This is a genomic window from Pseudomonas sp. GNP012, assembly GCF_054343835.1.
This window is the reverse complement of the sequence record NZ_JBTGUU010000001.1, coordinates 688,573-714,632: the sequence shown is the minus strand read 5'-3', so window position 1 is coordinate 714,632 and position 26,060 is coordinate 688,573. Positions and strand designations below refer to the sequence as shown.

The window sequence follows — 26,060 nt, the reverse complement described above, 5'->3', positions numbered from 1 at the left end:
GATTAACAGCATGGACAACAACGGCCCGATACATGCGCCCCAAATCATTGCACAAACAGAATATGAAGCTGGAGACTTCAGCTTTTCTGCCTCAGCCAGCAAATTCCCTGATAAGTACACCGTGATGACCATCAACATCGCCAACAACACTAATGGCCCGATCCGGCTCTTGAAAGCAGGCTGGGATTTGACCGGAACGTCGCTGTCAGACTTCGAAATCGAAATGAACGATGAGCAAACTCTCGAACTTCCATACTTTCGGGACTTCTCCAGTAATGGAATTCATTACAAAAAAAGGAAGTTCCCTCCGATCCTGCAAGAGTTCTCTTACATTACCGAAGATGGATTAATTTGCACGCTAGCTATTCAGCTGACAGTTTCAGTGGGTTACGGATTCCTGCATCCAACCCTGAATCCAATCTGGACAAAAACAATAACGCGATCCGGAAACAGCAGCAGCCCATATAAAGTCACTGCCAACATCGCGAAAAAGAATGAAGAGGCGCCCTTCAGTTTTAGCGTCGACCTGATAATCGGTTAATATCGATCAGACAAAAAATACGCCGATGAAAAAACGTATCAGACCAGCTTACTGATGTCTTTTTTCGCCACATTCCAGACCCCGACTCGCAAAGCCGGGGTTCTTTTTCACGAGCGGTGGTATCCGTTCGAAGTTCATGCCCCATGCAAGCTCGATACAAAATCCCTACAAATTATGTAGCTTGATAGCTGTCAACCTGACACGAGCCCATATATAAAAGCACCCCATTACAAAAAGGCGCATGAAGCAAAATGATCCTCGGGGGGATTTCAACGGTTGACTTGCCGGGAGCCAGTTTTTCATTTTGTTTCATTTGCGCAGGCTGGGGCTCAAGCGCAGCATGTCCAGCCCGGTATCGACCCATCGTTCGGCTTCGGTGTGCAATTCAAAACTGTCGGGGGCCAGCAACCACTGGTACAGGATGCCGTCAATGTAAGCATGCAAGCTGATCGCGGCGCGGGCGGTGTCGAGATTTTCCGGCAACTGCCCTCGATTGACGGCATTGCTCAGGGCCAGACCGATTCGCACGTTGCATTCGAGGCTGGCTGACACACGCTGTTGGCGCAGGTCGCACATTTCATCGGTGAATTCGCACTTATGAAAAAGAATCTCATTGATGCGTCGGGTTTTCGGGTCCAGCGCAATTTGATGAAACAAATGAATCAGCAGCTTGCGCATGCAGCCCAGGGGATCGAGTTCGTCTTCACTCTCGCTGGCCTTGGCCATTTCTTCCAGCGGCTCATGCAAGGTGTCGAGCATGGCCTGCACCAGATCCGCCTTGTTGCTGAAATGCCAGTAAATGGCCCCACGAGTGACGCCGGCCAGGGTGGCGATATCCGCCAGGGTCGTACGCGCCACGCCTCGCTCGTAAAAGGCCTTTTCGGCCGCCACGAGAATTTGCGCGCGGGTTTCCTGAGCTTCCTCTTTGGTACGACGGACCATGGCAGTACAACCTCAATCAGGGTGCTTCAGCGATGTCTGAATATCAGCTGAACAAAAGTGGGGCGAACGTTCTGGGGGTTCGTCCCCGGCCTACAATTCCAACCTTTCAACGGCTTGTGTAACGGGCTTTGTAACGACCTTGATACACAGCCTGGGTATTTACAAACAACCATGTACGTAAGTATATTACTTAGCAAGCTACTTATCCACTCGGCAACCATATTTCAACCTTCCACCTTTCTAGTGCGCACGTTGCGCGCCTGACCCGAGGATTTTCATGCAATTCAAGCCAGCTGTTACCGCTCTGGTCGCCGCCGTCGCCCTGGCATCGCTGCTCAGCGGATGCAAAAAGGAAGAGGCAGCGCCGGCCGCCCCACCGCCTCAGGTCGGCGTCGTGACTCTGCAACCGCAAGCGTTCACCCTGACATCCGATCTGCCCGGCCGTACCAGTGCGTTCCGCATTGCCGAAGTCCGTCCTCAGGTCAACGGCATCATTCTCAAGCGCCTGTTCAAGGAAGGCAGCGACGTCAAGGCCGGCCAGCAGCTCTATCAGATCGATCCGTCGGTCTATGAAGCGACATTGAAAAGCGCCGAAGCCAACCTGCGCTCGACCAAGTCGATTTCCGACCGCTACAAGCAACTGGTCGACGAGCAGGCTGTAAGCCGTCAGGAATACGACACCGCCGTGGCCAACCGCCTGCAATCGGAAGCCGCACTGCAAACGGCACAGATCAACGTGCGCTACACCAAGGTCTATGCCCCGCTGACCGGCCGCATCGGCCGCTCCTCGGTGACCGAAGGCGCGCTGGTCAGCAATGCCCAGGTCGATGCGATGGCGGTGATTCAGCAAATCGACCCGATCTACGTCGACGTGACGCAGTCTTCGGTCGAGCTGTTGCAACTGCGCCGCGAGCTGGAAAGCGGTCGCCTGCAAAAAGCCGGCGACAACGCGGCCTCGGTCAAGCTGACCCTGGAAGACGGCAGCGAGTACAAGCTGGACGGCAAGCTGGAGTTCTCCGAAATCTCGGTTGACCAGACCACCGGTTCCGTCACCCTGCGTGCCATTTTCCCGAACCCTGACCACACCCTTCTGCCTGGCATGTTCGTGCACGCCAAGTTGCTGGCCGGTGTGAACAGCGCGGCGATTCTGGCTCCGCAACAAGGCGTGACCCGCGACCTCAAGGGTACCCCGACCGCTCTGGTTGTCGGCCCGGACAACAAGGTCGAACTGCGTCAACTCAAGGCCAACCGCACCGTCGGCAACCAGTGGCTGATCGAAGACGGCCTGAAGGCCGGCGATCGCCTGATCACCGAAGGTCTGCAATTCGTCAAACCCGGCATCGAAGTCAAGGCCAGTGAAGCGACCAACGTAGCCGTAAAGAACCCGGCCCCCGCTCAGACAGCTGATAAAGCCTCTGGCGGAAAAGGGGAGTAAACCATGTCGAGATTTTTTATCGACCGTCCGATTTTCGCCTGGGTGATTGCCCTGGTGATCATGTTGGTCGGGGCACTATCGATCCTGCGGTTGCCGATCAACCAGTACCCGAGCATTGCGCCTCCAGCGATCGCAATTTCCGTGACTTACCCGGGTGCTTCGGCACAAACGGTACAGGACACCGTGGTTCAGGTGATCGAGCAACAGCTCAACGGTATCGACAACCTGCGTTATGTCTCGTCGGAAAGTAACTCCGACGGCACCATGACCATTACCGCGACCTTCGAGCAAGGCACCAACTCCGACACCGCGCAGGTTCAGGTGCAGAACAAGCTGAACCTGGCCACCCCGCTGCTGCCGCAGGAAGTGCAACAGCAAGGTATCCGCGTCACCAAGGCGGTGAAGAACTTCCTGCTGGTGATCGGCGTGGTGTCGCGTGACGGCAGCATGACCAAGGACGACTTGTCCAACTACATCGTGTCGAACATGCAAGACCCGATCTCGCGGACCGCCGGTGTCGGTGACTTCCAGGTGTTCGGTTCGCAGTACGCCATGCGTATCTGGCTCGACCCGGCCAAGTTGAACAACTACAACCTGACCCCGATCGACGTCAAGACCGCCATCGCGGCGCAAAACGTCCAGGTGTCGTCCGGTCAGCTCGGCGGCCTGCCTGCCCTGCCCGGCACCCAGTTGAACGCGACGATCATCGGCAAGACCCGCCTGCAGACCGCGGAGCAATTCGACAAGATCCTGCTCAAGGTCAACAAAGACGGCTCCCAGGTTCGCCTCAAAGATGTTGCCGAAGTCGGCCTGGGTGGCGAGAACTACAGCATCAATGCCCAGTTCAACGGCGCCCCGGCTTCCGGCCTGGCGGTGAAACTGGCCACCGGTGCCAACGCGCTCGATACCGCCAAGGCCCTGCGCGCGACCATCGACAACCTCAAGCCGTTCTTCCCGCAAGGGATGGAAGTGGTGTTCCCGTACGACACCACGCCGGTGGTGACCGAGTCGATCAAAGGTGTGGTGCACACCCTGGTCGAAGCGATCGCGCTGGTGTTCCTGGTGATGTTCCTGTTCCTGCAAAACTTCCGCGCCACCGTGATCACCACGATGACCGTGCCGGTGGTATTGCTCGGTACATTCGGGATCCTCGCGGCCGCCGGTTTCAGCATCAACACCCTGACCATGTTCGGTATGGTGCTGGCCATCGGCTTGCTGGTGGACGACGCCATCGTCGTGGTGGAAAACGTCGAACGGGTGATGAGCGAAGAAGGCCTGTCACCGAAGGAAGCCACCAAGAAGTCCATGGGCCAGATCCAGGGCGCACTGGTCGGTATCGCCCTGGTGTTGTCGGCGGTTCTGCTGCCAATGGCGTTCTTCAGCGGCTCCACCGGTGTGATCTACAAGCAGTTCTCGATCACCATCGTTTCGGCCATGGCCCTGTCGGTACTGGTTGCGCTGATCTTCACCCCAGCGCTTTGCGCCACCATGCTCAAGCCGATTCCGAAAGGTGAGCACGGCGTACCCAAGCGTGGTTTCTTTGGCTGGTTCAACCGCAATTTCGACCGCGGCGTGCGCGGCTACGAACGCGGTGTAGGCAATATCCTGCAGCGCAAGATCCCGTACCTGCTGGCGTACCTGCTGATCGTGGTGGGCATGATCTGGCTGTTCACCCGCATTCCAACGGCGTTCCTGCCGGAAGAAGACCAGGGTGTACTGTTTGCCCAGGTGCAAACCCCGGCCGGCTCCACAGCCCAGCGTACCCAGGTGGTCGTGGATGAAATGCGTGAATTCCTGCTGCGCCCGGGCAAGGATGGCGGCGAAGGCGATGCGGTGAACTCGGTGTTTACCGTGACCGGTTTCAACTTCGCCGGCCGTGGCCAGAGTTCGGGTATGGCGTTCATCATGCTGCGTCCGTGGGACGAACGTAACGCCGACAACAACGTGTTCAAGGTGGCGGCCCGTGCCCAGCAGCACTTCTTCACCTTCCGCGATGCCATGGTGTTCGCCTTTGCACCGCCGGCGGTACTGGAGTTGGGTAACGCCACCGGTTTCGACGTGTTCCTGCAGGACCGCGCCGGTATCGGCCACGAAAAACTGATGGAAGCGCGCAACCAGTTCCTTGGCATGGCCGCACAAAGCAAGATCCTGTCTCAGGTGCGTCCGAACGGCCTGAACGACGAACCGCAATACCAACTGGAAATCGATGACGAGAAGGCCAGTGCCCTGGGCATTACCATCGCCGACATCAACAACACCCTGTCGATTGCCCTGGGCAGTAGCTACGTCAACGACTTCATCGACCGTGGTCGGGTGAAGAAGGTTTACGTGCAAGGCCAGCCAGGCTCTCGAATGGGCCCGGAAGACTTGCAGAAGTGGTACGTGCGCAACGCCCAGGGAACCATGGTGCCGTTCTCGGCATTCGCCAAGGGCGAGTGGATCTACGGTTCGCCGAAACTGGCCCGTTACAACGGCGTGGAAGCGATGGAAATCCTCGGCGCCCCGGCACCGGGTTACTCCACCGGTGAAGCCATGCTCGAAGTCGAAGCCATTGCCAGGAAGCTGCCGGCCGGTGTCGGTATTTCCTGGACCGGCCTGTCGTACGAGGAACGTCTGTCCGGTTCGCAAGCGCCGGCGCTGTACGCCCTGTCGCTGCTGATGGTGTTCCTGTGCCTGGCGGCGTTGTATGAAAGCTGGTCGATTCCGATCGCGGTGATGTTGGTGGTACCGCTTGGGATCATCGGTGCACTGATGGCCACCAGCCTGCGCGGCTTGTCCAACGACGTGTACTTCCAGGTAGGCCTGTTGACGACTATCGGTCTGGCGGCGAAAAACGCCATTCTGATTGTCGAATTTGCCAAGGAACTGCACGAACAGGGGCGTAGCCTGCGCGACGCGGCAATCGAAGCCTGCCGCATGCGTCTGCGACCGATCATCATGACCTCCCTCGCCTTCGTTCTGGGCGTGGTACCACTGGCGATATCCACGGGTGCAGGTTCGGGTAGCCAGCATGCGATCGGTACCGGCGTGATCGGCGGTATGATCACGGCCACTGTGCTGGCGATCTTCTGGGTCCCGCTGTTCTTCGTCACCGTGTCGTCCATTGGCCAGCGTAAGATTGCCGACCAGGATGACGCTACTGAAACTCCTAAAGAGGCTGGCTAATGAGCAAGTCGCTACTCTCCCTGGCAGTCGCCGCTTTCGTGCTCGGTGGCTGCTCGCTGATACCTGATTATCAGCAGCCCGAAGCACCGGTGGCGGGGCAATACCCGCAAGGCCCGGCGTATTCGCCGGCCCAGGCACCGGCGCAAGCGGCGGCCGAGCAGGGCTGGAAGCAGTTTTTCCATGACCCGGCGCTGCAACAGCTGATCCAGGTCGCCCTGGAAAACAACCGTGACCTGCGTGTCGCGGCCCTGAACATCGACGCCTTTGCGGCTCAGTACCGCATCTCCCGCGCCGACCTGTTCCCGGCCGTTTCGGCCAATGGCACCGGCAGCCGTCAGCGCCTTCCGGCTAACGCGTCGCAGACCGGCGAAGCCGGCATCACCAGTTCCTACTCGGCAACGGTTGGCGTCAACGCCTACGAACTCGACCTGTTCGGTCGGGTTCGCAGCCTGAACGAGGAAGCGTTGCAGAAGTACTTCGCCACCGAAGAAGGCCGGCGCAGCACGCAACTCAGCCTGGTGGCCAGCGTCGCCAACGCCTACCTGACCTGGCAGGCCGACAAGGAACTGCTGAAAGTCACCCAGGACACCCTCGCCGCGTTCGAGGAGAGCTACAAGCTCACCGCGCGCAGCAACGAAGTGGGAGTCGCCTCGGCCCTGGACCTGGCGCAGTCGCGGACCTCGGTGGAAAACGCCCGTGCGCAACTGGCCCGTTACACCCGCCAGGTCGCCCAGGATGAAAACAGCCTGGTACTGCTGTTGGGTACCGGCGTCCCGGCCAACCTGCCAGCGGCCAAACCGTTGAACGACGATCTGTTGGCCGAAGTACCGGCCGGCCTGCCGTCGGACTTGCTGCAACGTCGTCCGGACATCCTCCAGGCCGAGCATAACCTCAAGGCGGCCAACGCCAACATCGGCGCGGCACGGGCAGCGTTCTTCCCGAGCATCAGCCTGACCGCCAACGCCGGGACCCTGAGCCCGGACCTGTCCGGCCTGTTCAAGGGCGGTTCGGGTACCTGGCTGTTCCAGCCGCAGATCAACCTGCCGATCTTCAACGCTGGCAGCCTGCGCGCCAGCCTGGATTACTCGAAGATCCAGAAAGACATTGGTGTGGCGAACTACGAGAAGTCCATTCAAACGGCCTTCCAGGAAGTCGCCGACGGCCTGGCCGCACGCGGGACCTATACCGACCAGGTACAGGCACAGCGTAATCTGGTCAGCGCCAACCAGGACTACTACCGCCTGGCCGAGCGTCGTTATCGCATCGGTGTCGACAGCAACCTGACGTTCCTCGATGCCCAGCGTCAGCTGTTCAACTCCGAACAGAATCTGATTACCGATCGCCTGGCGCAGCTGATCAGTCAGGTCAACCTGTACAAGGCACTGGGTGGTGGCTGGAACGAACAGACGGCGAAGAACGAGCCGTTGAAAGAAGAAGCGCCGAAGATGAAGTATTTCTGATAGCGCTGTGAAAACACGAAGCCCACCGATTGGTGGGCTTTTTGTTGGCTGCGGGAAAAGGTGTGTTGTCAGGCATAGCCTCTTCGCGAGCAAGCTCGCTCCCACATTAACCGGGTTCTTTCAGAAGGAATGCAGTCGACTGTGGGAGCGGGCTTGCTCGCGAAGAGACCGGTCCACAATCCACATAAACTTGGATCAAGGTTATGTTCGATAATCGCCCAAAACCCGCTTTTTACGATTGAACCATCCAGTACATCCCAAGCACCATCCGAACCACAAAACCAATAACAACAGGTTCGACACCATGCCCCCGCGCCCTGCCCTCCCCGGCTGATTCGCTTCGCTTTTCATGATTTCGACTGTTCGTCTGCAACCCGCGGGTTGCGGCATCACCGCGTTTCATCCCCAAGAATTAGAGAGACCCGAGCCCATGACGCCTACTCCCGCGCCGTACTTCGTTCCCAGCCTGATCGCCATTGCCCTGGCCTGCGCGGCCCTGCCCGCCAGCGCCGAGGAATCGGGTTTTGTCGAGGGCGCCAAGGTCAACCTGAACCTGCGCAATTTCTACATCAATCGCAACTTCACCAACCCGACCAAGGCCCAGGGCAAGGCTGAGGAGTGGACGCAGAGTTTCATCCTCGATGCCAAATCCGGGTTCACCCAGGGCACTGTCGGCTTCGGCATGGATGTGCTGGGTTTGTATTCGGTGAAGCTCGACGGCGGCAAAGGCACCGGCGGTACGCAACTGCTGCCGCTGGACCATGACGGCCGCCCGGCGGACAACTTCGGCCGCACCAACGTGGCGTTCAAAGCGAAGCTGTCCCAGACAGAAGTGAAGGTTGGCGAATGGATGCCGGTGCTGCCGATCCTGCGTTCGGACGATGGTCGTTCGCTGCCGCAAACCTTCCGTGGCGGTCAGATCACCTCGAAAGAAATCAACGGACTAACGTTGTACGGCGGCCAGTTCCGCGCCAACAGCCCGCGCGATGACAGCAGCATGAACGACATGTCGATGACCGGCAAAGCTGCGTTCACCTCCGACCGCTTTAACTTCCAGGGCGGTGAGTACGTGTTCAATGACAAGCGCACCCAGATTGGTCTGTGGAACGCCGAGCTCAAGGACATCTACAGCCAGCAATTCGTCAACCTGATCCACAGCCAACCGCTTGGCGACTGGACCCTGGGCGCCAACCTGGGTTTCTTCTACGGCAAGGATGACGGCAGCGCCCAGGCCGGCGAGCTGGACAACAAAACCCTGTACGGTTTGTTCTCGGCCAAATACGGCGGCAACACCTTCTACGTCGGCCTGCAGAAACTCACCGGCGACAGCGCCTGGATGCGGGTCAACGGCACCAGCGGCGGCACTCTGGCCAACGACAGCTACAACTCCAGCTACGACAACGCCCGGGAGAAATCCTGGCAAGTACGCCACGACTACAACTTCGTCGCCCTTGGCGTACCGGGCCTGACCCTGATGAACCGCTACATCAGCGGCGACAATGTTCACACCGGCAGCATCACCGACGGCAAGGAATGGGGGCGTGAATCGGAACTGGGCTACACCGTGCAGAGCGGCGTGCTGAAAGACTTGAATCTGAAATGGCGCAACTCGACCATGCGCCGGGATTACAGCAATAACGAGTTCGATGAGAACCGGTTGATCATCAGCTATCCGATCAGCTTGCTCTAGACCTTACGATCGCCTTCGCGAGCAAGCCCGCTCCCACAGTTGACCGAGTCGCAATGGCAAACACGGTCTAATGTGGGAGCGGGCTTGCTCGCGAAGACGTCAGTTCAGTTAATGCAAGTCGCCGGGATCACTCCCGCGATTCGACCCCCAACTCATCCCACACCGACTCGGCCAGGTGGAAGGTCGCATTGGCCGCCGGAATACCGCAGTAGATGGCGCTCTGCATGATCACTTCCTTGATCTCGCCACGGCTCACGCCGTTGTTGGCGGCAGCGCGCAGGTGCAGTTTGAGTTCGCCCTCGCGGTTCATGCCGATCAGCATGGCGATGGTGATCAGGCTGCGGGTATGGCGCGGCAGGCCCGGGCGGGTCCAGATGTCGCCCCAGGCGTGGCGGGTGATCATCTCCTGAAACTCCGAGTTGAACTCGGTCAGGGTCGTCAGGCTGCGGTCGACATGCGCGTCTCCAAGGACCGCGCGACGGACCTTCATGCCCTCGTCATAACGTTGTTTTTCGTCCACGAGAATCCCCTCAATCAGCCAACAGAAACGCCATCACGCGCTCGCTGAACGCGTCGCCTGCCTGGACGTTGGACAAATGCGCGGCGTAGAACTCGGCGTACTCGGCCCCGCGCACATGCTCCTGAATGAAATGCCCACCGGATGGCGGCGTCACCGCGTCTTCGGTCCCGGCAATCACCAGCAACGGCGCCTTGATCGAGGACAACCGATCGCGGAAATCGGCATCACGCACCGCCGCGCAATTGGCCGCATAGCCTTCGGGCGAAGTGGCCGCGAGCATGTCGGTAATCTGCTTGGCCGCCGCCGGGTTGGCGGCCGAGAAGTCCGGAGTGAACCAGCGGGCAATCGAGGCATCGCGCAAGGCAACCATGGCCGCCTGACCATCACGCTGGACCATTTCGATACGCGGATTCCACACTGACGAATCGCCGATTTTCGCCGCAGTGTTGCACACGATCAGTTTGTTCAGGCGCTCGCTGGCATTGATCCCCAGCCACTGGCCAATCAGTCCGCCCATGGACAAGCCACAGAAGTGCGCGCGCTCGATGTGCAAGGCATCCAGCAAGGCGAGCACGTCGTGGCCCAGTTGCTCGATGCTGTAAGGCCCCGGTGTCACCAATGACTGGCCATGGCCGCGAGTGTCAAAACGCAACACACGAAAATGCTTGGCGAACGCCGGGATTTGCGCGTCCCACATGTGCAGGTCGGTGCCCAAAGAGTTGGACAGCACCAGCACCGGCGCATCGACCGGTCCATCCAGTTGATAATGCAGTTCGCCCTCGGCGAGTTGTACAAAAGCCACAGCAATTCTCCTTCAGGCAGAAAATGAAGAATGTTCGGCCACCGCCCGCTCGACCCAGGTTTGGGCCTGGCCGAGGTAATGGGCAGGGTCCAGCAGATGATCGAGTTCAGCCGCCGACAGCTCGGCAGTCACTTGCGGTTCGTCACCGAGGACCGCACGCAGGTGACGCTGTTCGGCCACCGCGCGTTTGCAGCAGCGTTCGAGCAGATGGTGTGCGGTATCGCGGCCGACCCGTTGGGCGAGGACGATGCTCACCGCTTCGGCTAGCACCAGGCCCTGGGTCAGATCGAGGTTGTGCGCCATACGCCCGGCATCCACTTCCAGTCCCTGGGCAATCAGCAACGCTTGCTGCAGGCTGCCCGACACCAGGCAGCAAATCTCCGGCAGGGTTTCCCACTCGGAATGCCACAGGCCGAGACTGCGCTCGTGTTCCTGGGGCATGGCACTGAACAGTGTCGAGAGCAAACCGGGTACACGCGTCGCCGCGCCGATCAACACCGCCGCGCCCACCGGATTGCGCTTGTGCGGCATGGTCGAGGAACCGCCCTTGCCCGGCGCCGAAGGTTCGAACACTTCGGCGGCTTCGGTTTGCATCAGCAGGCTGACGTCGCGACCGAGTTTGCCGAGACTGCCGGCGATCAACCCGAGCACCGCGCCGAACTCCACCACTCGATCGCGCTGGGTGTGCCACGGTTGCTCGGGCAAGGTCAGTTGCAGCTCTTCGGCCAGCGCCCGGGCAATCGGCATGGCTTGCTCGCCAAGTGCCGCAAGGGTGCCGGACGCACCGCCGAATTGCAGCACCAGCAAACGCGGTTTCAATTCGGCCAGGCGTTGGCGACTGCGGGTCACGGCGCCTAGCCAACCGGCGATTTTCATGCCGAGGGTCACCGGCGTTGCATGTTGCAACCAGGTGCGCCCGGCCAATGGTGTGGTCGCGTATTGCCGGGCCTGGGACGCAAGGACATGTCCCAGCTGCGCCAGATCACTTTCGATCAGCTCCAGCGCACGACGCAATTGCAGCACCAGGCCGCTGTCCATCACATCCTGGCTGGTCGCGCCCAGATGCACGTAACGCTCGGCCTCGGCATTCTGCGCAGCGATCTGCTTGCCCAGCGCCTTGACCAACGGAATCGCCGAGTTACCCGCCGTGGCAATCGCCTCACCCAACGCCGCAAAGTCGTAGAGCCTGGCGCTGCAAGCCGCCTCAATCGGCGCGACTGCACTCGATGGTATCAAGCCGACTCGCGCTTGTGCCCGGGACAGTGCCGCTTCGAAATCGAGCATGGCCTGGACCCGGCCCTGATCGCAGAACACTTCACGCATATCGCGGGTAGTGAAATAGGCATCGAACAATTGATTGCCCGGTCGCTGGTTCATAAGCAGTTCCTGAAGGCGCGGGCCTTTGCGACCCGCGCATGAAGATCAAAGATCGTGATGCAGATACTTCGCCTGTTTCGGCAAGAAGTCGAACCATTCGACCAGATTGCCGGACGAGGCACCGACGATGGCGAAGATCCGCTTGCTGCGCTCCTCACCGGTGTATAGCAGTGGTCGTTGTCATTGTTTTTCACTCAACGGAGACAGTCAGAGTCTAGACACGCCTTGTAACAGCCCCGTTCCACAGATAGATCGGCAACACAAATCCACTGTGGGAGCGGCGGTGTTCATTCAATAATCGAAGAACACCGTCTCCGCATCAGTGCCTTGCAGAATCACATTCCACTGATAGACACCCGACGCATCCTTCCTGGCCAGCAAGGTACCGCGACGCTCGGCCGGCACGCATTCCAGCAGCGGATCGTTCACGTTGGCCGCCTCACCCTCAAAGTAGATCCGTGTCAGCAGGTGCTTAACCAGACCACGGGCAAACACCAGCACCACCAGGTGCGGTGCCTGAGTCGTGCCTTTGAGCCCCTCGACCGTTCCCGGCTTGATGGTAGTGAAACGAAAACGCCCTTCGGCATCCACCGGCACCCGGCCAAAGCCTTCGAAATTCGGGTCCAGGGGTTTTTCCTGGTCGTCCTCCGGATGGTCATACTTGCCCGCGGCGTTGGCCTGCCAGACTTCCAGCATCGCATCGTTGACGATGTCGCCATTGCCGTCGAGCACTTGCCCGGTGATCGCCACGCGCTCGCCCAGGGTTTGTTCGACGGTCAGGTCTTCGCGGTTCAGCCAGGTCAGGCCGATGTGGTAGTACGGCCCGACGGTGTGGGACGTGGTCGCAGTCAGCGTCATCTTATTTCTCCATCGGCGTGGCGTCGCGGCCGCGCAAAACGATGTCCCAGCGATAACCGAGGGCATAGGACGGGATGGTTTTTTCCAGGTCGAACGAGGCGATCAAGCGCTCTTTGGCGCGGGTATCGGGCACGCAGTTGTAGATCGGGTCGTACGCCAGCAGCGGGTCGCCCGGGAAATACATTTGCGTCACCAGGCGCGTCAGGATGCTCGGCCCGAACAGCGAGAAGTGGATGTGCGCCGGGCGCCAGGCGTTGTGGTGGTTGCCCCACGGATACGCACCGGGCTTGATGGTCTGGAACTGATACCAGCCATCGGCGTCGGTCACGGTACGGCCGGTGCCGGTGAAGTTCGGGTCCAGCGGCGCATCGTGCAGGTCACGGGCATGGGCATAGCGACCGGCGGCGTTGGCCTGCCAGATCTCCACCAGAATCCCCGGAACCGGCAGACCGTTTTCGTCCAGCACGCGGCCGTGAATGATGATGCGCTCGCCCTGTGGCTGACCTTCGTGCTGAGCGGTGAGGTCATTGTCCTTTTCGTTGACGCGCTCGGCGCCGACGGTTGGCCCGGTGATTTCCGACAACGAATGGGGCAGAAACACCAACGGCTTGGACGGCGAGCGCAGGTTGGTGGATTGATAGGTCGGATGCAGGTACTCCGGCTGAGTACCCTCCTGCGGGCGACGGTAACCAGGCTTGTCAGTCATTACTCTTTCCTCAGTTCTTATTAGCCGACAGGGTGTGTCAGACCCGTTCGATTGCCAAAGCCAGACCCTGGCCGACACCGACGCACATGGTCGCCAGTCCTTTCTTGCCACCGGTCTTTTCCAGCTGATGCAACGCCGTCAGTACCAGACGCGCACCACTCATGCCCAACGGATGGCCCAGGGCAATAGCGCCGCCGTTCGGGTTGACCTGGGCGGCATCGTCGGCGATCCCCAGTTCACGCAGAACCGCCAAGCCCTGGCTGGCGAAGGCTTCGTTGAGTTCGATCACATCGAAATCGCTGACTGCCACGCCGAGGCGCTCGGTCAGTTTGCGCACCGCGGGCACCGGGCCGATGCCCATCACCCGCGGTGCAACACCGGCGCTGGCCATGCCCAGCACTTTGGCCCGGGCGGTCAGGCCGTGTTTCTTCACGGCTTCGGCCGAGGCCAGGATCAACGCGGCGGCACCGTCGTTCACACCCGAGGCATTGCCGGCGGTGACGGTTTTATCGGGGCCGTTGACCGGTTTCAGTCTGGTCAGGGCTTCCAGGGTGGTGTCGGCGCGAGGATGCTCGTCCTGGCTGACCACGGTTTCACCCTTCTTGTGGGCAATCCGCACTTCGACGATTTCTTCGGCGAAGAACCCGGCAGCTTGCGCGACGGCGGTGCGCTGCTGGCTGCGCAGGGCAAAGGCGTCCTGGTCTTCACGGGAGACGTTGTAATCGTCGGCCACGTTGTCAGCGGTCTGCGGCATCGCGTCCACGCCGTACTGGGCTTTCATCAGCGGGTTGATGAAGCGCCAGCCGATGGTGGTGTCTTCGAGTTTCATGTTGCGCGAGAACGCCGCGTCGGCCTTGCCCATCACGAACGGTGCGCGGGACATCGACTCGACGCCGCCGGCAATCGCCAGCTCCATCTCGCCGCTGGCGATGGCGCGGAACGCGGTGCCGATGGCATCCATGCCCGAAGCGCAGAGGCGGTTGAGGGTCACGCCGGGAATGCTTTGCGGCAGCCCCGCCAACAGCAGCGCCATGCGCGCGACGTTGCGGTTGTCTTCGCCGGCCTGGTTGGCGCAGCCGAGGAACACCTCGTCCACGGCGCTCCAGTCCACCGACGGGTTGCGCTCCATCAAGGCCTTGATCGGCACGGCGGCCAGGTCATCGGCACGCACCGTCGACAGACCGCCGCCGAAACGACCGATGGGGGTACGAATCGCGTCGCAGATATAAACGTCACGCATCACGCTTCTCCGGGGGCTTGGCCGTGGGCCGCTGCGGTACGGGCTTCGAGATCGCGCAACGCGGTCAGCTCGACGTCGGTCGGCTCGGCGGTTTGCTCAACGTTGTCGGCAAATCGGATTGCCCAACCGGTGGCGGTGACGACTTGCTCGCGGGTCACGCCCGGGTGCAGTGCAGTGACCACGAACTCATGGGTGCCGGCTTCCGGCTCCATGATGCACAGATCAGTAATGATCCCCACCGGACCGGCACCTGGCAGGCCGAGACGCTTGCGCGAATCGCCGCCCTCGCCGTGGCCGACCGAGGTAATGAAGTCGAGTTTGTCGACAAAGGAGCGCGCCGACTGCTTGAGGATAATCAACACGCTCTTGGCGGAACCGGCAATCTCCGGCGCGCCACCGGCGCCTGGCAGACGCACTTTCGGCGCGTGGTAATCGCCGACCACTGTGGTGTTGATGTTGCCGAAACGGTCAACCTGCGCCGCGCCGAGAAAGCCGACGTCGATGCGCCCGCCCTGCAGCCAGTAGCGGAAAATCTCGCCGGTCGGGACCACGGTGTCGGCGGTTTCCGCCAATTCACCGTCACCGATCGACAGCGGCAATACGCTCGGCTTGGCACCGATCGGACCCGATTCGTAGATCAGTACCACATCAGGCGAAGACGTCAGGCGCGCCAGGTTGGCCGCTTTCGACGGCAGGCCGATGCCAACGAAGCACACAGAACCGTTCTTCAAGCGGCGAGCGGCGGCGACGGTCATCATTTCATTGGTGGTGTAAGTCATTACTTCGCCTCCGAAGCGGCGGCCAGTTTGGCCTGGAACTCGCTGAAGTCAGCGCTGCCGTGGATGTATTCGTTGATCCACGCGGTGAAGGTTTCACGGTCGCGGGCAATCGGGTCCCAGGCCTGGTAGAAACGGTTGTCGCGTTCGGTGTAACCGTGGGCGTAGGACGGATGCGCACCGCCAGGTACGTGGCAAACCGCGCTCAAGGCCCAGGTCGGCAGCACGCAGGCGTTCATCGGTGCATTGAGGTCGTCGACGATCTCTTCAACGGTGACAATGCAACGCTTGGCTGCCAGTGCGGCTTCTTTCTGCACACCGAGAATGCCCCAGAGCAGCACGTTGCCTTTGCGGTCGGCTTTCTGTGCATGGATCACGGTGATGTCCGGGCGCACCGAAGGCACGGCGGCGAGCACTTCGCCGGTGAACGGGCAGGTAACGGACTTGATCAGCGGGTTGACCTTCGGCAGGTCGGAACCGGCGTAGGCTCGCAGCACCGCGAACGGCAGGCCGGAAGCACCGGCGACGTAGGCATTGGCCAGGTCGGCATGGCTGTGCTCTTCGATTTCCAGCGGGTGCGGCCACTGTTTCTCGACGGCGTCACGCAGTCGATGCAGGGAACCGACACCCGGGTTGCCGCCCCAGGAGAAAATCAGCTTGCGGGCACAACCGGCACCGATCAACTGGTCGTAGATCAGGTCAGGGGTCATCCGCACCAGGGTCAGGTCTTTCTTGCCCTGGCGAATGATTTCGTGACCCGCGGCAGTCGGGATCAGATGGGTAAAGCCTTCGAGTGCGACCGTATCGCCGTCGTTCACGAATTGCTTCACCGCGTCGTGCAGCGAAAGAATTTCAGCCATTGGGGCAGGCTCCCGTTTGTTGTTAACCGACAGTGGAAGAAGGCGCCGATGCGCAGCGCCGGAATGACTGAAGGTTAAGCCTGTGCAAAACACCAAACAATCCGATAATCGACTAACCGTTCGATAATCGAACATATTGTTACTCGACTAACAGTCCAGATCAAAAGCTTCGCGAGCAAGCCCGCTCCCACAGGTGACCGCGTATCCCTGTGGGAGCGGGCTTGCCCGCGAATGGGTCCTCAAACCAACACGAGATTCCGGATCAGGCGGTCAGGTCGCATCCGCATGACTGACCATGCCCTTGATCACAACGGCCGCAGTCGCCAGCGCCGCCGGAATCACCAGCGCCGTCAGCACTTGTTCGAAGTTCCAGCCCAACCCCAGCAGCGTCGCGCCCATCCACGCCCCGAGAATGGCGCCGAAGCGGCCGATCCCGAGCATCCACGACACTCCGGTGGCCCGCCCCTGAGTCGGGTAAAAACGTGCCGCCAGCGACGGCATTGCCGACTGCGCACCGTTGACACACATCCCCGCCACCAGCACCAGCGTCGCCAGTATTGTGATGTTGCCCAGGCTCTGCCCCACCGCGTAGGCAAACACCCCGGCCAGCAGGTAGAAAGTACCGATGACCTTGTGCGGATTGAACCGATCCATCGCCCAGCCCACGCCCACTGCACTCAGCACGCCACCGAACTGGAACAGCGCGCCGATGAAGGCGGCCTGCTCCATGCTCGCGCCACTGTCACGCATCAGCGTCGGCAGCCAGCTGGTCAGCAGGTAGACGATTACCAGGCCCATGAAGTAGGTCAGCCACAGCAGCAAGGTGCCGACGCTGTAGGTACCGGAGAAGATCACCGCAAACACATTGCGCGCCTTCACGGTTTTCTGTTCCGGCACGCTGAAACTGGACGCCTGGGCCACCACCGTCGGGTCAATCGGCGCCAGTGCCCTGCGCACTTTGTCCGTACCGCGGTTACGCACCACCAGGTAACGCGCCGACTCCGGCAGCCAGAACAGCAAAACGACGGCGAGGATCAGCGGCAGGACTCCACCGATCAGCAGCAAACTGTGCCAGCCAAAGGCCGGAATGAGTTTGGCCGAGATAAATCCGCCACCCGCCATACCGAGGTTGAAACCGCAGAACATGCTGGTCACCAGCAGGGACTTCTTGCGCTCCGGGGTGTACTCCGACAGCAGAGTCGTGGCGTTCGGCATGCCGGCGCCCAGGCCCAACCCGGTTAAAAAGCGCAACACCAGCAATTGCTCGACGTTGGTGCTGTAGGCCGAAGCCAGGCTGAAGGCACCGAACAACAACACCGCCCCGACCAGTACGACTTTTCGCCCAAAGCGGTCAGCCAATGGCCCGGAGCCCAGTGCACCAAAGACCATGCCGATCAGAGCCGCGCTCATCACCGGGCCGAGGCTGGCGCGATCGATTCCCCAATCCTGCGAAAGAGCCGGCGCAATGAACCCCATGGCCGCGGTATCGAGGCCATCGAGAAAGACAATCAGGAAACACAGGATGACTACACGCCACTGGTAGCGCGAAATGGGTTGAGCATTGATGAAGGACTGCACGTCAAGGCAGTTTCCTACAGCAGACTGGGGCTGGTTCATTATTTTTATTCCGTGGATCACAGTCGATAAGGGGCCAGCGGAGGCTGACGCAGACGCGACAGTAATGATCCACAGGAAACAGCGTCAATTCGCCAAACGCAACTCTGTGCGTTTATCGAACAGCTTAGGTGAACAGTTGGGTACTGAGGTCGCGGCTGGCACTCAGCAGGCCGGGCAGGAAGCGTTGTTCCAGCTCGTTACGACTGACTCGCCCGGCGTGGGTACTGACATTGAGGGCCGCGACCACCTGGCCGGAGGCGTCGTACACCGGGACGGCAATCGAGCGCAGCCCCTGTTCAAGCTCCTGGTCGACGATGCACCAGCCTTGCTGTCGCACCTCTTGCAGGCATTCGAGCAATGCCTCGGGGGTGTGAATCGTGCGACTCGTCTTGGCCTGCAGTTCGGCGTGGTCCAGGTATTCGCCCAGCGACGTGTCATCCAGCGCGGCCAGCAGGATCCGTCCCATCGACGTGCAATAGGCCGGCAGGCGCCCGCCCACCGACAGGTCCACCGAAATCAGGCGCTGGGTGGTCGCGGAGCGGGCGATGTACAGAATGTCATCACCTTCCAGCGTGGCCATGTTGCAGGCCTCGTGCAGCTGTTCGCTCATGCGGTCCAGATAAGGCTGGGCGGACACCGCCAGCGGCGTTGATGACACATAGGCATGGCCGAGGGTCAGTACTTTGGGCAGCAGCGAATAGGTGCGGCCGTCGGTGGTGGCGTAGCCGAGTTTGATCAGGGTGTGCAGGCAACGGCGCACGGCAGCGCGGGGAATTTCCGTGCGGTGGCTGATCTGGGCGATGGTCAGGTGCCGTTTGCGCTCCTGGAACGCCTGCACCACAGCCAGGCCACGGGCCAGGGACGTCATGAAATCCGGGTCGCCGGTCAGTGCCTGGATCCGTTTGGCCGGTGAGGCAACGATGGGGGGAGCCACTGAAGCGAAGGAATTGCGCATTTGATCGTTCATACAAGGACCTTTTACCCACTCGGATCAGCGACTATTACAAAGGGCTACCGCCTGACGCTCAAGCCCGGCCCGTCAACTCCGGGCGATTATCGAACGCTCGACCGATAATCGCAATCCACCGTATCAATCACCGGGTGCGCTGATATCCGTTTTTCGCTGAATCACAAACTCGTTTACAGCCGATCGCCCCCAGGGCCTTAATGAGGCATTCTAAATACCGTAACTTGTTCGACTTAATGGCGTCAGAAAGGCATCGCAGCAATCAGGGATCGGTCGACGTTCTAGTGAAACGTAAAGTTTCGCACAACAAAACTCTCCCCCCCAAGACCCGCTTTTAACTCTTTGGATATAGTGTTCTTCAAATAGGCCGCTATAATACAATTCAGTAGCGCTCCGGTTTTTTTACTTGCCGGACCTGCTGCCCGGCAATGCAATGTTCCATCGCCGTTGCCCGTTGCAAGCGCCAGATCTGCATTGCACCGCCTTGCCCGTGCGCTTGCTGAAACAGGAAACTGAAGCTACGTCAGCTGTTTATCTCTGGTGCCGTGGCCGCCTGTGACATGGAAGTATTGATCCCGGTTGTTGCCAAAACGATGCCTCGACGGGCATTGCCATTCGACGGACGTGATCAATCGATTTGATGCAGCGCGTTTTCACCAGAATTTATCCAACTCAATCAGGTAGCACTGTGACGAAAGACGAACTGCGCGCGGAACTAGAGCGCCAGGAACAACGCTACAAGGAAGTTTACGGCGGAGAAGTCACCACTTACGCCGCTCAACCCGAACCGGAACGCAAACCCTGGCGTAAACGCGCCACCGTTCAGGATCAGGTTTTCCAGCAAGAACTTGAAAAAATGGAAAAGGAACTCAAAGCCGAAGAGCCATGACTGCTTCGGCCTGATCCTTACAAGGACCTGCCTCTGCACCTGTTAAAAGCGGGATGTATGGAGGTCGCCTTGCGCGCCCGCTACGAGCGGGCAGCGGCCACTGTCCTCCCCGGATGAAGGCAGATTTTGATATCTGATGTATTTCTCAGATATTTCGTACAGGCATTCGACCCCATCCTTCAGCCGTGCGCCCCCCTTGCCGTGGCGATCTTCTCTAGCAAAATCAATAAGTTAAAAAACACAGCAAAACCCTTGGGCTTTGGGTGCCGCGGCAAAAAAATTCGTTGAAGAATGTTACCGATGAGCAGCTAGTGCATTGATTAGCAGTCTTTTCTGGCATAATCGCGCCCCCTTATGACCGGGTCAGAAAACCTTCATGATCGATTTATTCAGCGGACTGGATGCTTGGGTGCTTGTGAGCCTCTTGCTCGCCCTGGCCTTTGTCCTCGCCTTCGAGTTCATCAACGGCTTTCATGACACCGCTAACGCGGTGGCCACCGTTATCTACACTAAAGCCATGCCGCCTCACCTGGCGGTGTTTTTCTCCGGGGTGTTCAACTTCCTCGGCGTGCTGCTGGGCGGGGTCGGCGTGGCGTATGCCATTGTCCACCTGCTGCCGGTAGAACTGCTGATCAATGTGAACACCGGTCACGGACTGGCCATGGTGTTCTCATTGCTCGCCGCCGCCATTACCTGGAACCTGGGCACCTGGTACTTCGGTATTCCCGCTTCCAGTTCCCACACGCTGATCGGTTCGATCCTCGGTGTCGGCCTGGCCAACGCCCTGATCAACGATATTCCGTTGGCCGACGGGGTGAACTGGCAAAAGGCGATCGATATCGGCATGTCACTGGTGTTCTCGCCAATGGCCGGTTTCCTGATCGCCGCGCTGATCCTGATCGGCCTTAAATGGTGGCGCCCGCTGTCGAAGATGCACAAGACGCCGGAACAGCGCCGCAAGATCGACGACAAGAAACACCCGCCGTTCTGGAATCGCCTGGTACTGGTGATCTCGGCCATGGCCGTGAGTTTCGTGCACGGTTCCAACGATGGCCAGAAAGGTATCGGCCTGATCATGCTGGTCCTGATCGGTATCGTGCCGGCCCAGTTCGTCCTCGACCTGAACAGCACGACCTATCAGATCGAGCGGACTCGCGACGCGACCCTGCACCTGAGCCAGTTCTACCAGCGCAATTCCGAAACCCTGGGCGAATTCCTGGCCCTGGGCAAGAGCCAGAACGGCGACCTGCCGGAGAAGTTCCGTTGCAACCCGCAACAGACCGAACCGACCATCACCGCCCTGCTCGACACCCTCAAGGGTGTAGCCGACTACCATTCGCTGTCGGCTGAAAGCCGTATCGAAGTCCGTCGCTACCTGCTCTGCCTGGACGATACAGCGAAGAAAGTCAGCAAGTTGCCAACTCTCGGGGCCCGTGAAAAGGCTGACCTGGACAAGTTGCGCAAAGACCTGACCACTACCACCGAATACGCCCCGTTCTGGGTGATTCTGGCAGTGGCGCTGGCCCTGGGCCTGGGCACCATGGTTGGCTGGAAACGCGTGGTACTGACCATTGGCGAGAAGATCGGCAAGCAAGGCATGACTTATTCTCAAGGCATGTCGGCGCAGATCACCACCGCCAGCCTGATCGGCATGGCGAACATCTTCAGCCTGCCGGTTTCCACCACCCACGTGCTGTCCTCGGGCGTGGCGGGCACCATGGTCGCCAATAAAAGTGGCCTGCAAGGCGGCACCGTCAGAACCATCCTGCTGGCCTGGGTATTGACCCTGCCAGCCACCGTGGCCCTGTCGGCCGGGTTGTTCTGGCTCGCTTCGAAGGCGCTTGGCAGCTGACAGGCAGCCAAACGAAAAAGGCGCGCTCCGCAAGGAACGCGCCTTTTTTATTGCCATAGTTTTCGCCACACCACAAGTCATTGTGGGAGCGAGCTTGCTCGCGATAGCGGCCTTGCTCGCGATAGCGGCCTTGCAGTCAATATAGATGCTGAATGTTATGGCCTCATCGCGAGCAAGCTCGCTCCCACAGGGTTTGCGTGTATCGATAGAGTTTTACAGGCAAAAAAAAGGGCAACCGAAGTTGCCCAAAATGCCTTGCGTGCTCATTACATCCAGAAAGAACCACGGTTATTTCCGCTTGTGCGAATCCTTCCAGATAAAAAGTCCGAACCCTGCAAAAAATACAAACATGAGGCTGACAGTCAGCACTCCGGCGATCACCACGTTATCGAAAAACATGACGCGTCTCCTGCACTTGCCCTGTTGCGATAGGGCTAAGTTAACCAAACGGGCAGGAGAGAATATTGACCGGGATCAATGTCGCCCGAGACTGGGCAAGAGGAAGGGAAAAGTTTGACCCGCATCAATGAATGCGGGGAGGAGGGTCAGCGTTTTTTCGGTTTGTTTTTCGGCTTTTTCTTCACCTTGCCCAACGGCATGGCTTGTTCGAACGCCTGGCGAACTTCATTGAGTCGTTTGTCATTGAGGTCATGAACACGCTTGGCGCGCTCAGCGTTGAGGTCAATCAGTTTGTCGTCTTGGCTCATGGCAGTCAGTGCATCGCTTGAAATGAGTTTCAGCCACCGTAGCGTTCGGCAACCCTGCGCCAATAATGCGGCCTGACGGCCGCGCTGACCAGCCGTGTGCTCAAATCTCGATGTCGACCCACAACCCCTGCCGCGGCTGATCCTCCATCAGCGGCGCCACCGGCACGGTGTTGTCGGCATTGAGTTCATCCCCGGGAATCGCCAGGTGAGCCTCGGGATCATTATCAGCCTCGTGGCGACGCCGTTCCTGCTCCTGCCTGCGGCGCTGCTCCTCGCGCAGCACTAGCCCGTCCTCTTCAGGATTGCGCTTTTGCAGGTCGATGGTGCTTTCACTGGAGCTTTCCTGCACCGGCACCACCGGTGGAATATCCGGGCGCTGGCGGATCGGATCAGTCTGTGAAGTGATCGGCACGGCACTCAAGGGAAGCATCGGTGGCAGCATGGTTTTCAGTCTCCTGTCAGCAGGCTGTCGGCTGCGGGGATGGCGACTTGAGCCATCGGTCGCAAACTGTGACCCAATTGGCACTCATTAGTGCACTGAGCGGCGCGTCATGCACAGGTGGGCTAACGTTTGACTGTGAGTTTTTCTGAGAGTCCTTTGGCCCTGAAGCCCTCATTCCGTTAAGATAGCCGGCTTTTTCAAGGTGGGAGTCAGGCAGCATGGCGCAGCAGTATCAACCGGGGCAACGCTGGATCAGTGACAGCGAAGCCGAGCTGGGTTTAGGCACCGTTCTGGCACAGGACGGCCGCTTGTTGACCGTGCTCTACCCGGCCACTGGCGACACCCGCCAGTACGCGCTACGGAATGCGCCTCTGACCCGCGTGCGGTTTTCGCCGGGTGACTCCATCACTCACTTCGAAGGCTGGAAGCTGACTGTCCGCGAAGTCGATGACATTGATGGCCTGCTGGTTTACCACGGCCTCAACGGGCAGAACGAAGTGGTCACCCTGCCGGAAACCCAACTGTCGAACTTCATCCAGTTCCGCCTGGCCAGCGACCGTCTGTTCGCCGGCCAGATCGACCCGCTGCCGTGGTTCTCCCTGCGTTATCACACTCTGGAACACACCAGCCGTCAGTTGCAGTCCTCCCTGTGGGGCCTGGGCGGCGTGCGTGCGCAACCGATCGCGCACCAGTTGCACATTGCCCGCGAAGTCGCCGACCGTATCGCGCCGCGGGTTCTGCTGGCCGACGAAGTGGGCCTGGGTAAAACCATCGAAGCCGGCCTGGTGATCCATCGCCAGTTGCTCTCGGGCCGCGCCAGCCGTGTGCTGATCCTGGTTCCTGAGAACCTGCAGCACCAGTGGCTGGTCGAGATGCGTCGGCGTTTCAACCTGCAGGTCGCGCTGTTCGACGAAGAGCGCTTCATCGAAAGCGATGCCAGCAACCCGTTCGAAGACACCCAACTCGCGCTGGTCGCGCTTGAGTGGCTGGTGGACGACGAGAAAGCCCAGGACGCGCTGTTCGCGGCAGGCTGGGACTTGCTGGTGGTCGACGAGGCGCACCACCTGGTGTGGCACGAAGATCAGGTCAGCCCTGAATACTCGCTGGTCGAGCAACTCGCCAAAACCATTCCTGGTGTACTGCTGTTGACCGCCACCCCGGAACAACTGGGCCAGGACAGCCACTTCGCCCGTCTGCGCCTGCTCGACCCGAACCGTTTCCATGACCTGCAAGCCTTCCGCGCCGAGAGCGAAAACTATCGCCCGGTGGCCGAAGCCGTTCAGGAGTTGCTGGATCAGGGACGCCTGTCGCCGCAAGCCCACAAGACCATCCACGGTTTCCTCGGCAACGAAGGCGAAGCCCTGCTGGCCGCCGTCAACGATGGCGACACAGAAGCCAGCGCGCGCCTGGTGCGCGAATTGCTCGACCGTCACGGCACCGGCCGCGTACTGTTCCGCAACACCCGCGCCGCCGTGCAAGGCTTCCCGGAACGCAAGCTGCATCCGTACCCGCTGCCGTGCCCGGACGAATACCTCGAACTGCCGCTGGGCGATCACGCCGAGCTGTACCCGGAAGTCAGCTTCCAGGCCCAGCCGGACGCCAGCGAAGAAGAGCGCTGGTGGAAATTCGACCCGCGCGTCGAGTGGCTGATCGACCAGTTGAAGATGCTCAAGCGCACCAAAGTGCTGGTGATCTGCGCCCACGCCGAAACCGCCATGGACCTGGAAGACGCCCTGCGCGTACGTTCCGGCATCCCGGCCACGGTGTTCCATGAAGGCATGAACATCCTCGAGCGTGACCGCGCCGCCGCCTACTTCGCCGACGAAGAGTTTGGCGCGCAAGTGCTGATCTGCTCGGAAATCGGCAGTGAAGGCCGCAACTTCCAGTTCTCCCATCACCTGGTGCTGTTCGACCTGCCGTCCCACCCGGACCTGCTGGAGCAACGCATTGGTCGTCTGGACCGGATCGGCCAGAAGCACATCATCGAACTGCACGTGCCGTACCTGGAAACCAGCCCGCAAGAGCGCCTGTTCCAGTGGTACCACGAAGCGCTGAACGCCTTCCTCAACACCTGCCCGACCGGCAACGCCTTGCAGCACCAGTTCGGCCCGCGCCTGCTGCCGCTGCTCGAAGAAGCCGACGATGGCGAGTGGCAAGCACTGATCGACGAAGCCCGTACCGAGCGTGAGCGCCTGGAAGCCGAGCTGCACACCGGCCGTGACCGCTTGCTGGAGCTGAACTCCGGTGGCGCGGGCGAAGGCGATGCACTGGTGGAAGATATCCTTGAGCAGGACGACCAGTTCGCGCTGCCGATTTACATGGAAACCCTGTTTGACGCCTTCGGCATCGACAGCGAAGACCATTCGGAAAACGCCCTGATCCTCAAGCCGAGCGAAAAAATGCTCGACGCCAGCTTCCCGCTGGGCGACGACGAAGGCGTGACCATCACTTACGACCGCAACCAGGCGCTGTCTCGCGAAGACATGCAATTCATTACCTGGGAGCACCCGATGGTGCAGGGCGGCATGGATCTGGTGCTGTCCGGTTCCATGGGCAACACCGCCGTGGCCCTGATCAAGAACAAGGCGCTGAAGCCGGGCACCGTGTTGCTGGAACTGTTGTATGTCAGCGAAGTGGTTGCCCCGCGCTCGCTGCAATTGGGCCGCTACCTGCCGCCGGCCGCCCTGCGCTGCCTGCTCGATACCAACGGCAACGACCTGTCGGCCCGCGTGTCGTTCGAAACCTTGAACGACCAGCTCGAAAGCGTGCCACGTGCCAGCGCCAACAAGTTCATCCAGGCTCAGCGTGACCAACTGGCACCGCGGATCAACGCCGGTGAGGCGAAGATCCTGCCGCGCCACACTGAACGTGTCGCCGAGGCGCAGCGTCGCCTGGCCGCCGATACCGACGAAGAACTGGCGCGCCTGACCGCCTTGCAAGCGGTCAACCCGACCGTGCGCGACAGCGAACTGGTGGCCCTGCGCAAACAACGCGAGCAAGGCCTGGCCATGCTCGACAAGGCTGCGTTGCGACTGGAAGCGATTCGGGTGTTGGTGGCGGGTTAACAACCCTCCTCCACCGCTATAAAAAGAAGGCCCGCAGCGATGCGGGCCTTTTTTGTTTGATTCAATTTCAGTAGTGCTGCTAATGGCCTCTTCGCGGGCAAGCCCGCTCCCACAATTGTTAGTGTCGAATACAAATCTCGTGAACAACA

The 26,060-nt window shown here is 60.1% G+C and carries 22 protein-coding genes and 1 pseudogene; 8 read left to right on the top strand and 15 right to left on the bottom strand.

The window, feature by feature from the left end; genetic code table 11:
- Positions 1-10: 10 nt before the first annotated feature.
- Complete coding sequence (locus tag ACXX83_RS03120; protein WP_458547535.1) at positions 11-541, top strand: hypothetical protein; 531 nt, start codon at positions 11-13, stop codon at positions 539-541.
- A gap of 309 nt (positions 542-850) precedes the next feature.
- Here the strand turns inward: ACXX83_RS03120 and emhR are convergent, their stop codons facing one another.
- Positions 851-1,483, bottom strand: a complete 633-nt coding sequence (gene emhR, locus ACXX83_RS03115; protein WP_015093857.1) for an efflux system transcriptional repressor EmhR — start codon at positions 1,481-1,483, stop codon at positions 851-853.
- Positions 1,484-1,760: 277 nt separating this feature from the next.
- Here emhR and emhA point away from each other — a divergent pair, with 277 nt between their 5' ends.
- The 4 genes from emhA (at position 1,761) to ACXX83_RS03095 (ending at position 9,233) form a co-directional block, all read left to right on the top strand.
- A complete protein-coding gene (gene emhA / locus ACXX83_RS03110) occupies positions 1,761-2,918 on the top strand; it encodes an efflux RND transporter periplasmic adaptor subunit EmhA (protein WP_015093856.1) in 1,158 nt (385 codons plus the stop codon).
- Positions 2,919-2,921: 3 nt separating this feature from the next.
- Entirely contained in the window at positions 2,922-6,083 is a 3,162-nt protein-coding gene (emhB, locus tag ACXX83_RS03105; RefSeq protein WP_015093855.1) for an efflux RND transporter permease subunit EmhB, read from the top strand.
- On the top strand, positions 6,083-7,543 hold the full coding sequence (emhC, locus tag ACXX83_RS03100; RefSeq protein WP_217837425.1) for an efflux RND transporter outer membrane subunit EmhC: 1,461 nt from the start codon (positions 6,083-6,085) through the stop codon (positions 7,541-7,543). Before emhB ends, emhC begins: the two co-directional genes overlap by 1 nt.
- A 430-nt stretch (positions 7,544-7,973) precedes the next feature.
- Positions 7,974-9,233, top strand: a complete 1,260-nt coding sequence (locus ACXX83_RS03095; RefSeq protein WP_458547532.1) for an OprD family porin — start codon at positions 7,974-7,976, stop codon at positions 9,231-9,233.
- A 127-nt stretch (positions 9,234-9,360) separates the two neighbouring features.
- On the opposite strand, the gene pcaC is transcribed toward ACXX83_RS03095, so the two are convergent.
- The 11 genes and pseudogenes from pcaC to pcaR form a co-directional block, all read right to left on the bottom strand.
- Positions 9,361-9,753, bottom strand: a complete 393-nt coding sequence (gene pcaC / locus ACXX83_RS03090; RefSeq protein ID WP_007976697.1) for a 4-carboxymuconolactone decarboxylase — start codon at positions 9,751-9,753, stop codon at positions 9,361-9,363.
- A gap of 10 nt (positions 9,754-9,763) precedes the next feature.
- On the bottom strand, positions 9,764-10,555 hold the full coding sequence (gene pcaD / locus ACXX83_RS03085) for a 3-oxoadipate enol-lactonase (protein ID WP_458547530.1): 792 nt from the start codon (positions 10,553-10,555) through the stop codon (positions 9,764-9,766).
- Between the two features lie 12 nt (positions 10,556-10,567).
- Positions 10,568-11,932, bottom strand: coding sequence for a 3-carboxy-cis,cis-muconate cycloisomerase (locus tag ACXX83_RS03080; RefSeq protein WP_458547528.1), 1,365 nt, complete (start codon positions 11,930-11,932; stop codon positions 10,568-10,570).
- A gap of 84 nt (positions 11,933-12,016) precedes the next feature.
- Positions 12,017-12,116: pseudogene (locus ACXX83_RS03075) on the bottom strand (hypothetical protein); the annotation flags it as partial.
- A 107-nt stretch (positions 12,117-12,223) separates the two neighbouring features.
- On the bottom strand, positions 12,224-12,790 hold the full coding sequence (gene pcaG, locus ACXX83_RS03070; RefSeq protein WP_015093849.1) for a protocatechuate 3,4-dioxygenase subunit alpha: 567 nt from the start codon (positions 12,788-12,790) through the stop codon (positions 12,224-12,226).
- Between the two features lies 1 nt (position 12,791).
- Positions 12,792-13,496, bottom strand: a complete 705-nt coding sequence (gene pcaH, locus ACXX83_RS03065) for a protocatechuate 3,4-dioxygenase subunit beta (RefSeq protein WP_007976686.1) — start codon at positions 13,494-13,496, stop codon at positions 12,792-12,794.
- A 37-nt stretch (positions 13,497-13,533) separates the two neighbouring features.
- A complete protein-coding gene (gene pcaF, locus ACXX83_RS03060; protein WP_458547526.1) occupies positions 13,534-14,739 on the bottom strand; it encodes a 3-oxoadipyl-CoA thiolase in 1,206 nt (401 codons plus the stop codon).
- Positions 14,736-15,515 (bottom strand): CoA-transferase subunit beta, encoded by a 780-nt coding sequence (locus ACXX83_RS03055; RefSeq protein WP_458547524.1) that lies wholly within the window; start codon positions 15,513-15,515, stop codon positions 14,736-14,738. Before ACXX83_RS03055 ends, pcaF begins: the two co-directional genes overlap by 4 nt.
- Positions 15,515-16,372 carry a CoA transferase subunit A gene (locus ACXX83_RS03050; protein WP_007976681.1) on the bottom strand — a complete coding sequence of 286 codons (858 nt, stop codon included), beginning with the start codon at positions 16,370-16,372 and terminating at the stop codon, positions 15,515-15,517. Before ACXX83_RS03050 ends, ACXX83_RS03055 begins: the two co-directional genes overlap by 1 nt.
- Positions 16,373-16,642: 270 nt before the next feature.
- Entirely contained in the window at positions 16,643-17,989 is a 1,347-nt protein-coding gene (gene pcaK / locus ACXX83_RS03045; protein WP_015093846.1) for a 4-hydroxybenzoate transporter PcaK, read from the bottom strand.
- Between the two features lie 124 nt (positions 17,990-18,113).
- Positions 18,114-18,956: a pca regulon transcriptional regulator PcaR gene (gene pcaR, locus ACXX83_RS03040; RefSeq protein ID WP_007986334.1), complete on the bottom strand. Its 843-nt coding sequence runs from the start codon at positions 18,954-18,956 to the stop codon at positions 18,114-18,116.
- Positions 18,957-19,644: 688 nt separating this feature from the next.
- On the opposite strand from pcaR, the gene ACXX83_RS03035 reads away from it, so the two are divergent.
- Positions 19,645-19,845, top strand: coding sequence for a hypothetical protein (locus ACXX83_RS03035; RefSeq protein WP_007976673.1), 201 nt, complete (start codon positions 19,645-19,647; stop codon positions 19,843-19,845).
- Positions 19,846-20,221: 376 nt separating this feature from the next.
- A complete protein-coding gene (locus ACXX83_RS03030) occupies positions 20,222-21,697 on the top strand; it encodes an inorganic phosphate transporter (RefSeq protein ID WP_217837417.1) in 1,476 nt (491 codons plus the stop codon).
- A gap of 288 nt (positions 21,698-21,985) precedes the next feature.
- On the opposite strand, the gene ccoM is transcribed toward ACXX83_RS03030, so the two are convergent.
- The 3 genes from ccoM to ACXX83_RS03015 form a co-directional block, all read right to left on the bottom strand.
- A complete protein-coding gene (ccoM, locus tag ACXX83_RS03025; RefSeq protein WP_007976669.1) occupies positions 21,986-22,096 on the bottom strand; it encodes a cytochrome c oxidase subunit CcoM in 111 nt (36 codons plus the stop codon).
- Between the two features lie 146 nt (positions 22,097-22,242).
- A complete protein-coding gene (locus ACXX83_RS03020) occupies positions 22,243-22,404 on the bottom strand; it encodes a hypothetical protein (RefSeq protein ID WP_086776977.1) in 162 nt (53 codons plus the stop codon).
- A gap of 100 nt (positions 22,405-22,504) precedes the next feature.
- Positions 22,505-22,846, bottom strand: coding sequence for a hypothetical protein (locus tag ACXX83_RS03015; RefSeq protein WP_008054180.1), 342 nt, complete (start codon positions 22,844-22,846; stop codon positions 22,505-22,507).
- A 218-nt stretch (positions 22,847-23,064) separates the two neighbouring features.
- Here ACXX83_RS03015 and rapA point away from each other — a divergent pair, with 218 nt between their 5' ends.
- Positions 23,065-25,911: an RNA polymerase-associated protein RapA gene (rapA, locus tag ACXX83_RS03010; protein WP_458547521.1), complete on the top strand. Its 2,847-nt coding sequence runs from the start codon at positions 23,065-23,067 to the stop codon at positions 25,909-25,911.
- Positions 25,912-26,060 lie beyond the last annotated feature (149 nt).

Excerpts from the sequence above, each read along its gene's own strand:
- ACXX83_RS03120 (WP_458547535.1), top strand. The coding sequence starts at position 11 with ATGGACAACAACGGCCCGATACATGCGCCCCAAATCATTGCACAAACA.
- emhR (WP_015093857.1), bottom strand. The coding sequence starts at position 1,483 with ATGGTCCGTCGTACCAAAGAGGAAGCTCAGGAAACCCGCGCGCAAATT.
- emhA (WP_015093856.1), top strand. The coding sequence starts at position 1,761 with ATGCAATTCAAGCCAGCTGTTACCGCTCTGGTCGCCGCCGTCGCCCTG.
- emhB (WP_015093855.1), top strand. The coding sequence starts at position 2,922 with ATGTCGAGATTTTTTATCGACCGTCCGATTTTCGCCTGGGTGATTGCC.
- emhC (WP_217837425.1), top strand. The coding sequence starts at position 6,083 with ATGAGCAAGTCGCTACTCTCCCTGGCAGTCGCCGCTTTCGTGCTCGGT.
- ACXX83_RS03095 (WP_458547532.1), top strand. The coding sequence starts at position 7,974 with ATGACGCCTACTCCCGCGCCGTACTTCGTTCCCAGCCTGATCGCCATT.
- ACXX83_RS03080 (WP_458547528.1), bottom strand. The coding sequence starts at position 11,932 with ATGAACCAGCGACCGGGCAATCAATTGTTCGATGCCTATTTCACTACC.
- pcaG (WP_015093849.1), bottom strand. The coding sequence starts at position 12,790 with ATGACGCTGACTGCGACCACGTCCCACACCGTCGGGCCGTACTACCAC.
- pcaH (WP_007976686.1), bottom strand. The coding sequence starts at position 13,496 with ATGACTGACAAGCCTGGTTACCGTCGCCCGCAGGAGGGTACTCAGCCG.
- ACXX83_RS03055 (WP_458547524.1), bottom strand. The coding sequence starts at position 15,515 with ATGACTTACACCACCAATGAAATGATGACCGTCGCCGCCGCTCGCCGC.
- ACXX83_RS03050 (WP_007976681.1), bottom strand. The coding sequence starts at position 16,372 with ATGGCTGAAATTCTTTCGCTGCACGACGCGGTGAAGCAATTCGTGAAC.
- pcaK (WP_015093846.1), bottom strand. The coding sequence starts at position 17,989 with ATGAACCAGCCCCAGTCTGCTGTAGGAAACTGCCTTGACGTGCAGTCC.
- pcaR (WP_007986334.1), bottom strand. The coding sequence starts at position 18,956 with ATGAACGATCAAATGCGCAATTCCTTCGCTTCAGTGGCTCCCCCCATC.
- ACXX83_RS03030 (WP_217837417.1), top strand. The coding sequence starts at position 20,222 with ATGATCGATTTATTCAGCGGACTGGATGCTTGGGTGCTTGTGAGCCTC.
- ccoM (WP_007976669.1), bottom strand. The coding sequence starts at position 22,096 with ATGTTTTTCGATAACGTGGTGATCGCCGGAGTGCTGACTGTCAGCCTC.
- ACXX83_RS03020 (WP_086776977.1), bottom strand. The coding sequence starts at position 22,404 with ATGAGCCAAGACGACAAACTGATTGACCTCAACGCTGAGCGCGCCAAG.
- ACXX83_RS03015 (WP_008054180.1), bottom strand. The coding sequence starts at position 22,846 with ATGCTGCCACCGATGCTTCCCTTGAGTGCCGTGCCGATCACTTCACAG.
- rapA (WP_458547521.1), top strand. The coding sequence starts at position 23,065 with ATGGCGCAGCAGTATCAACCGGGGCAACGCTGGATCAGTGACAGCGAA.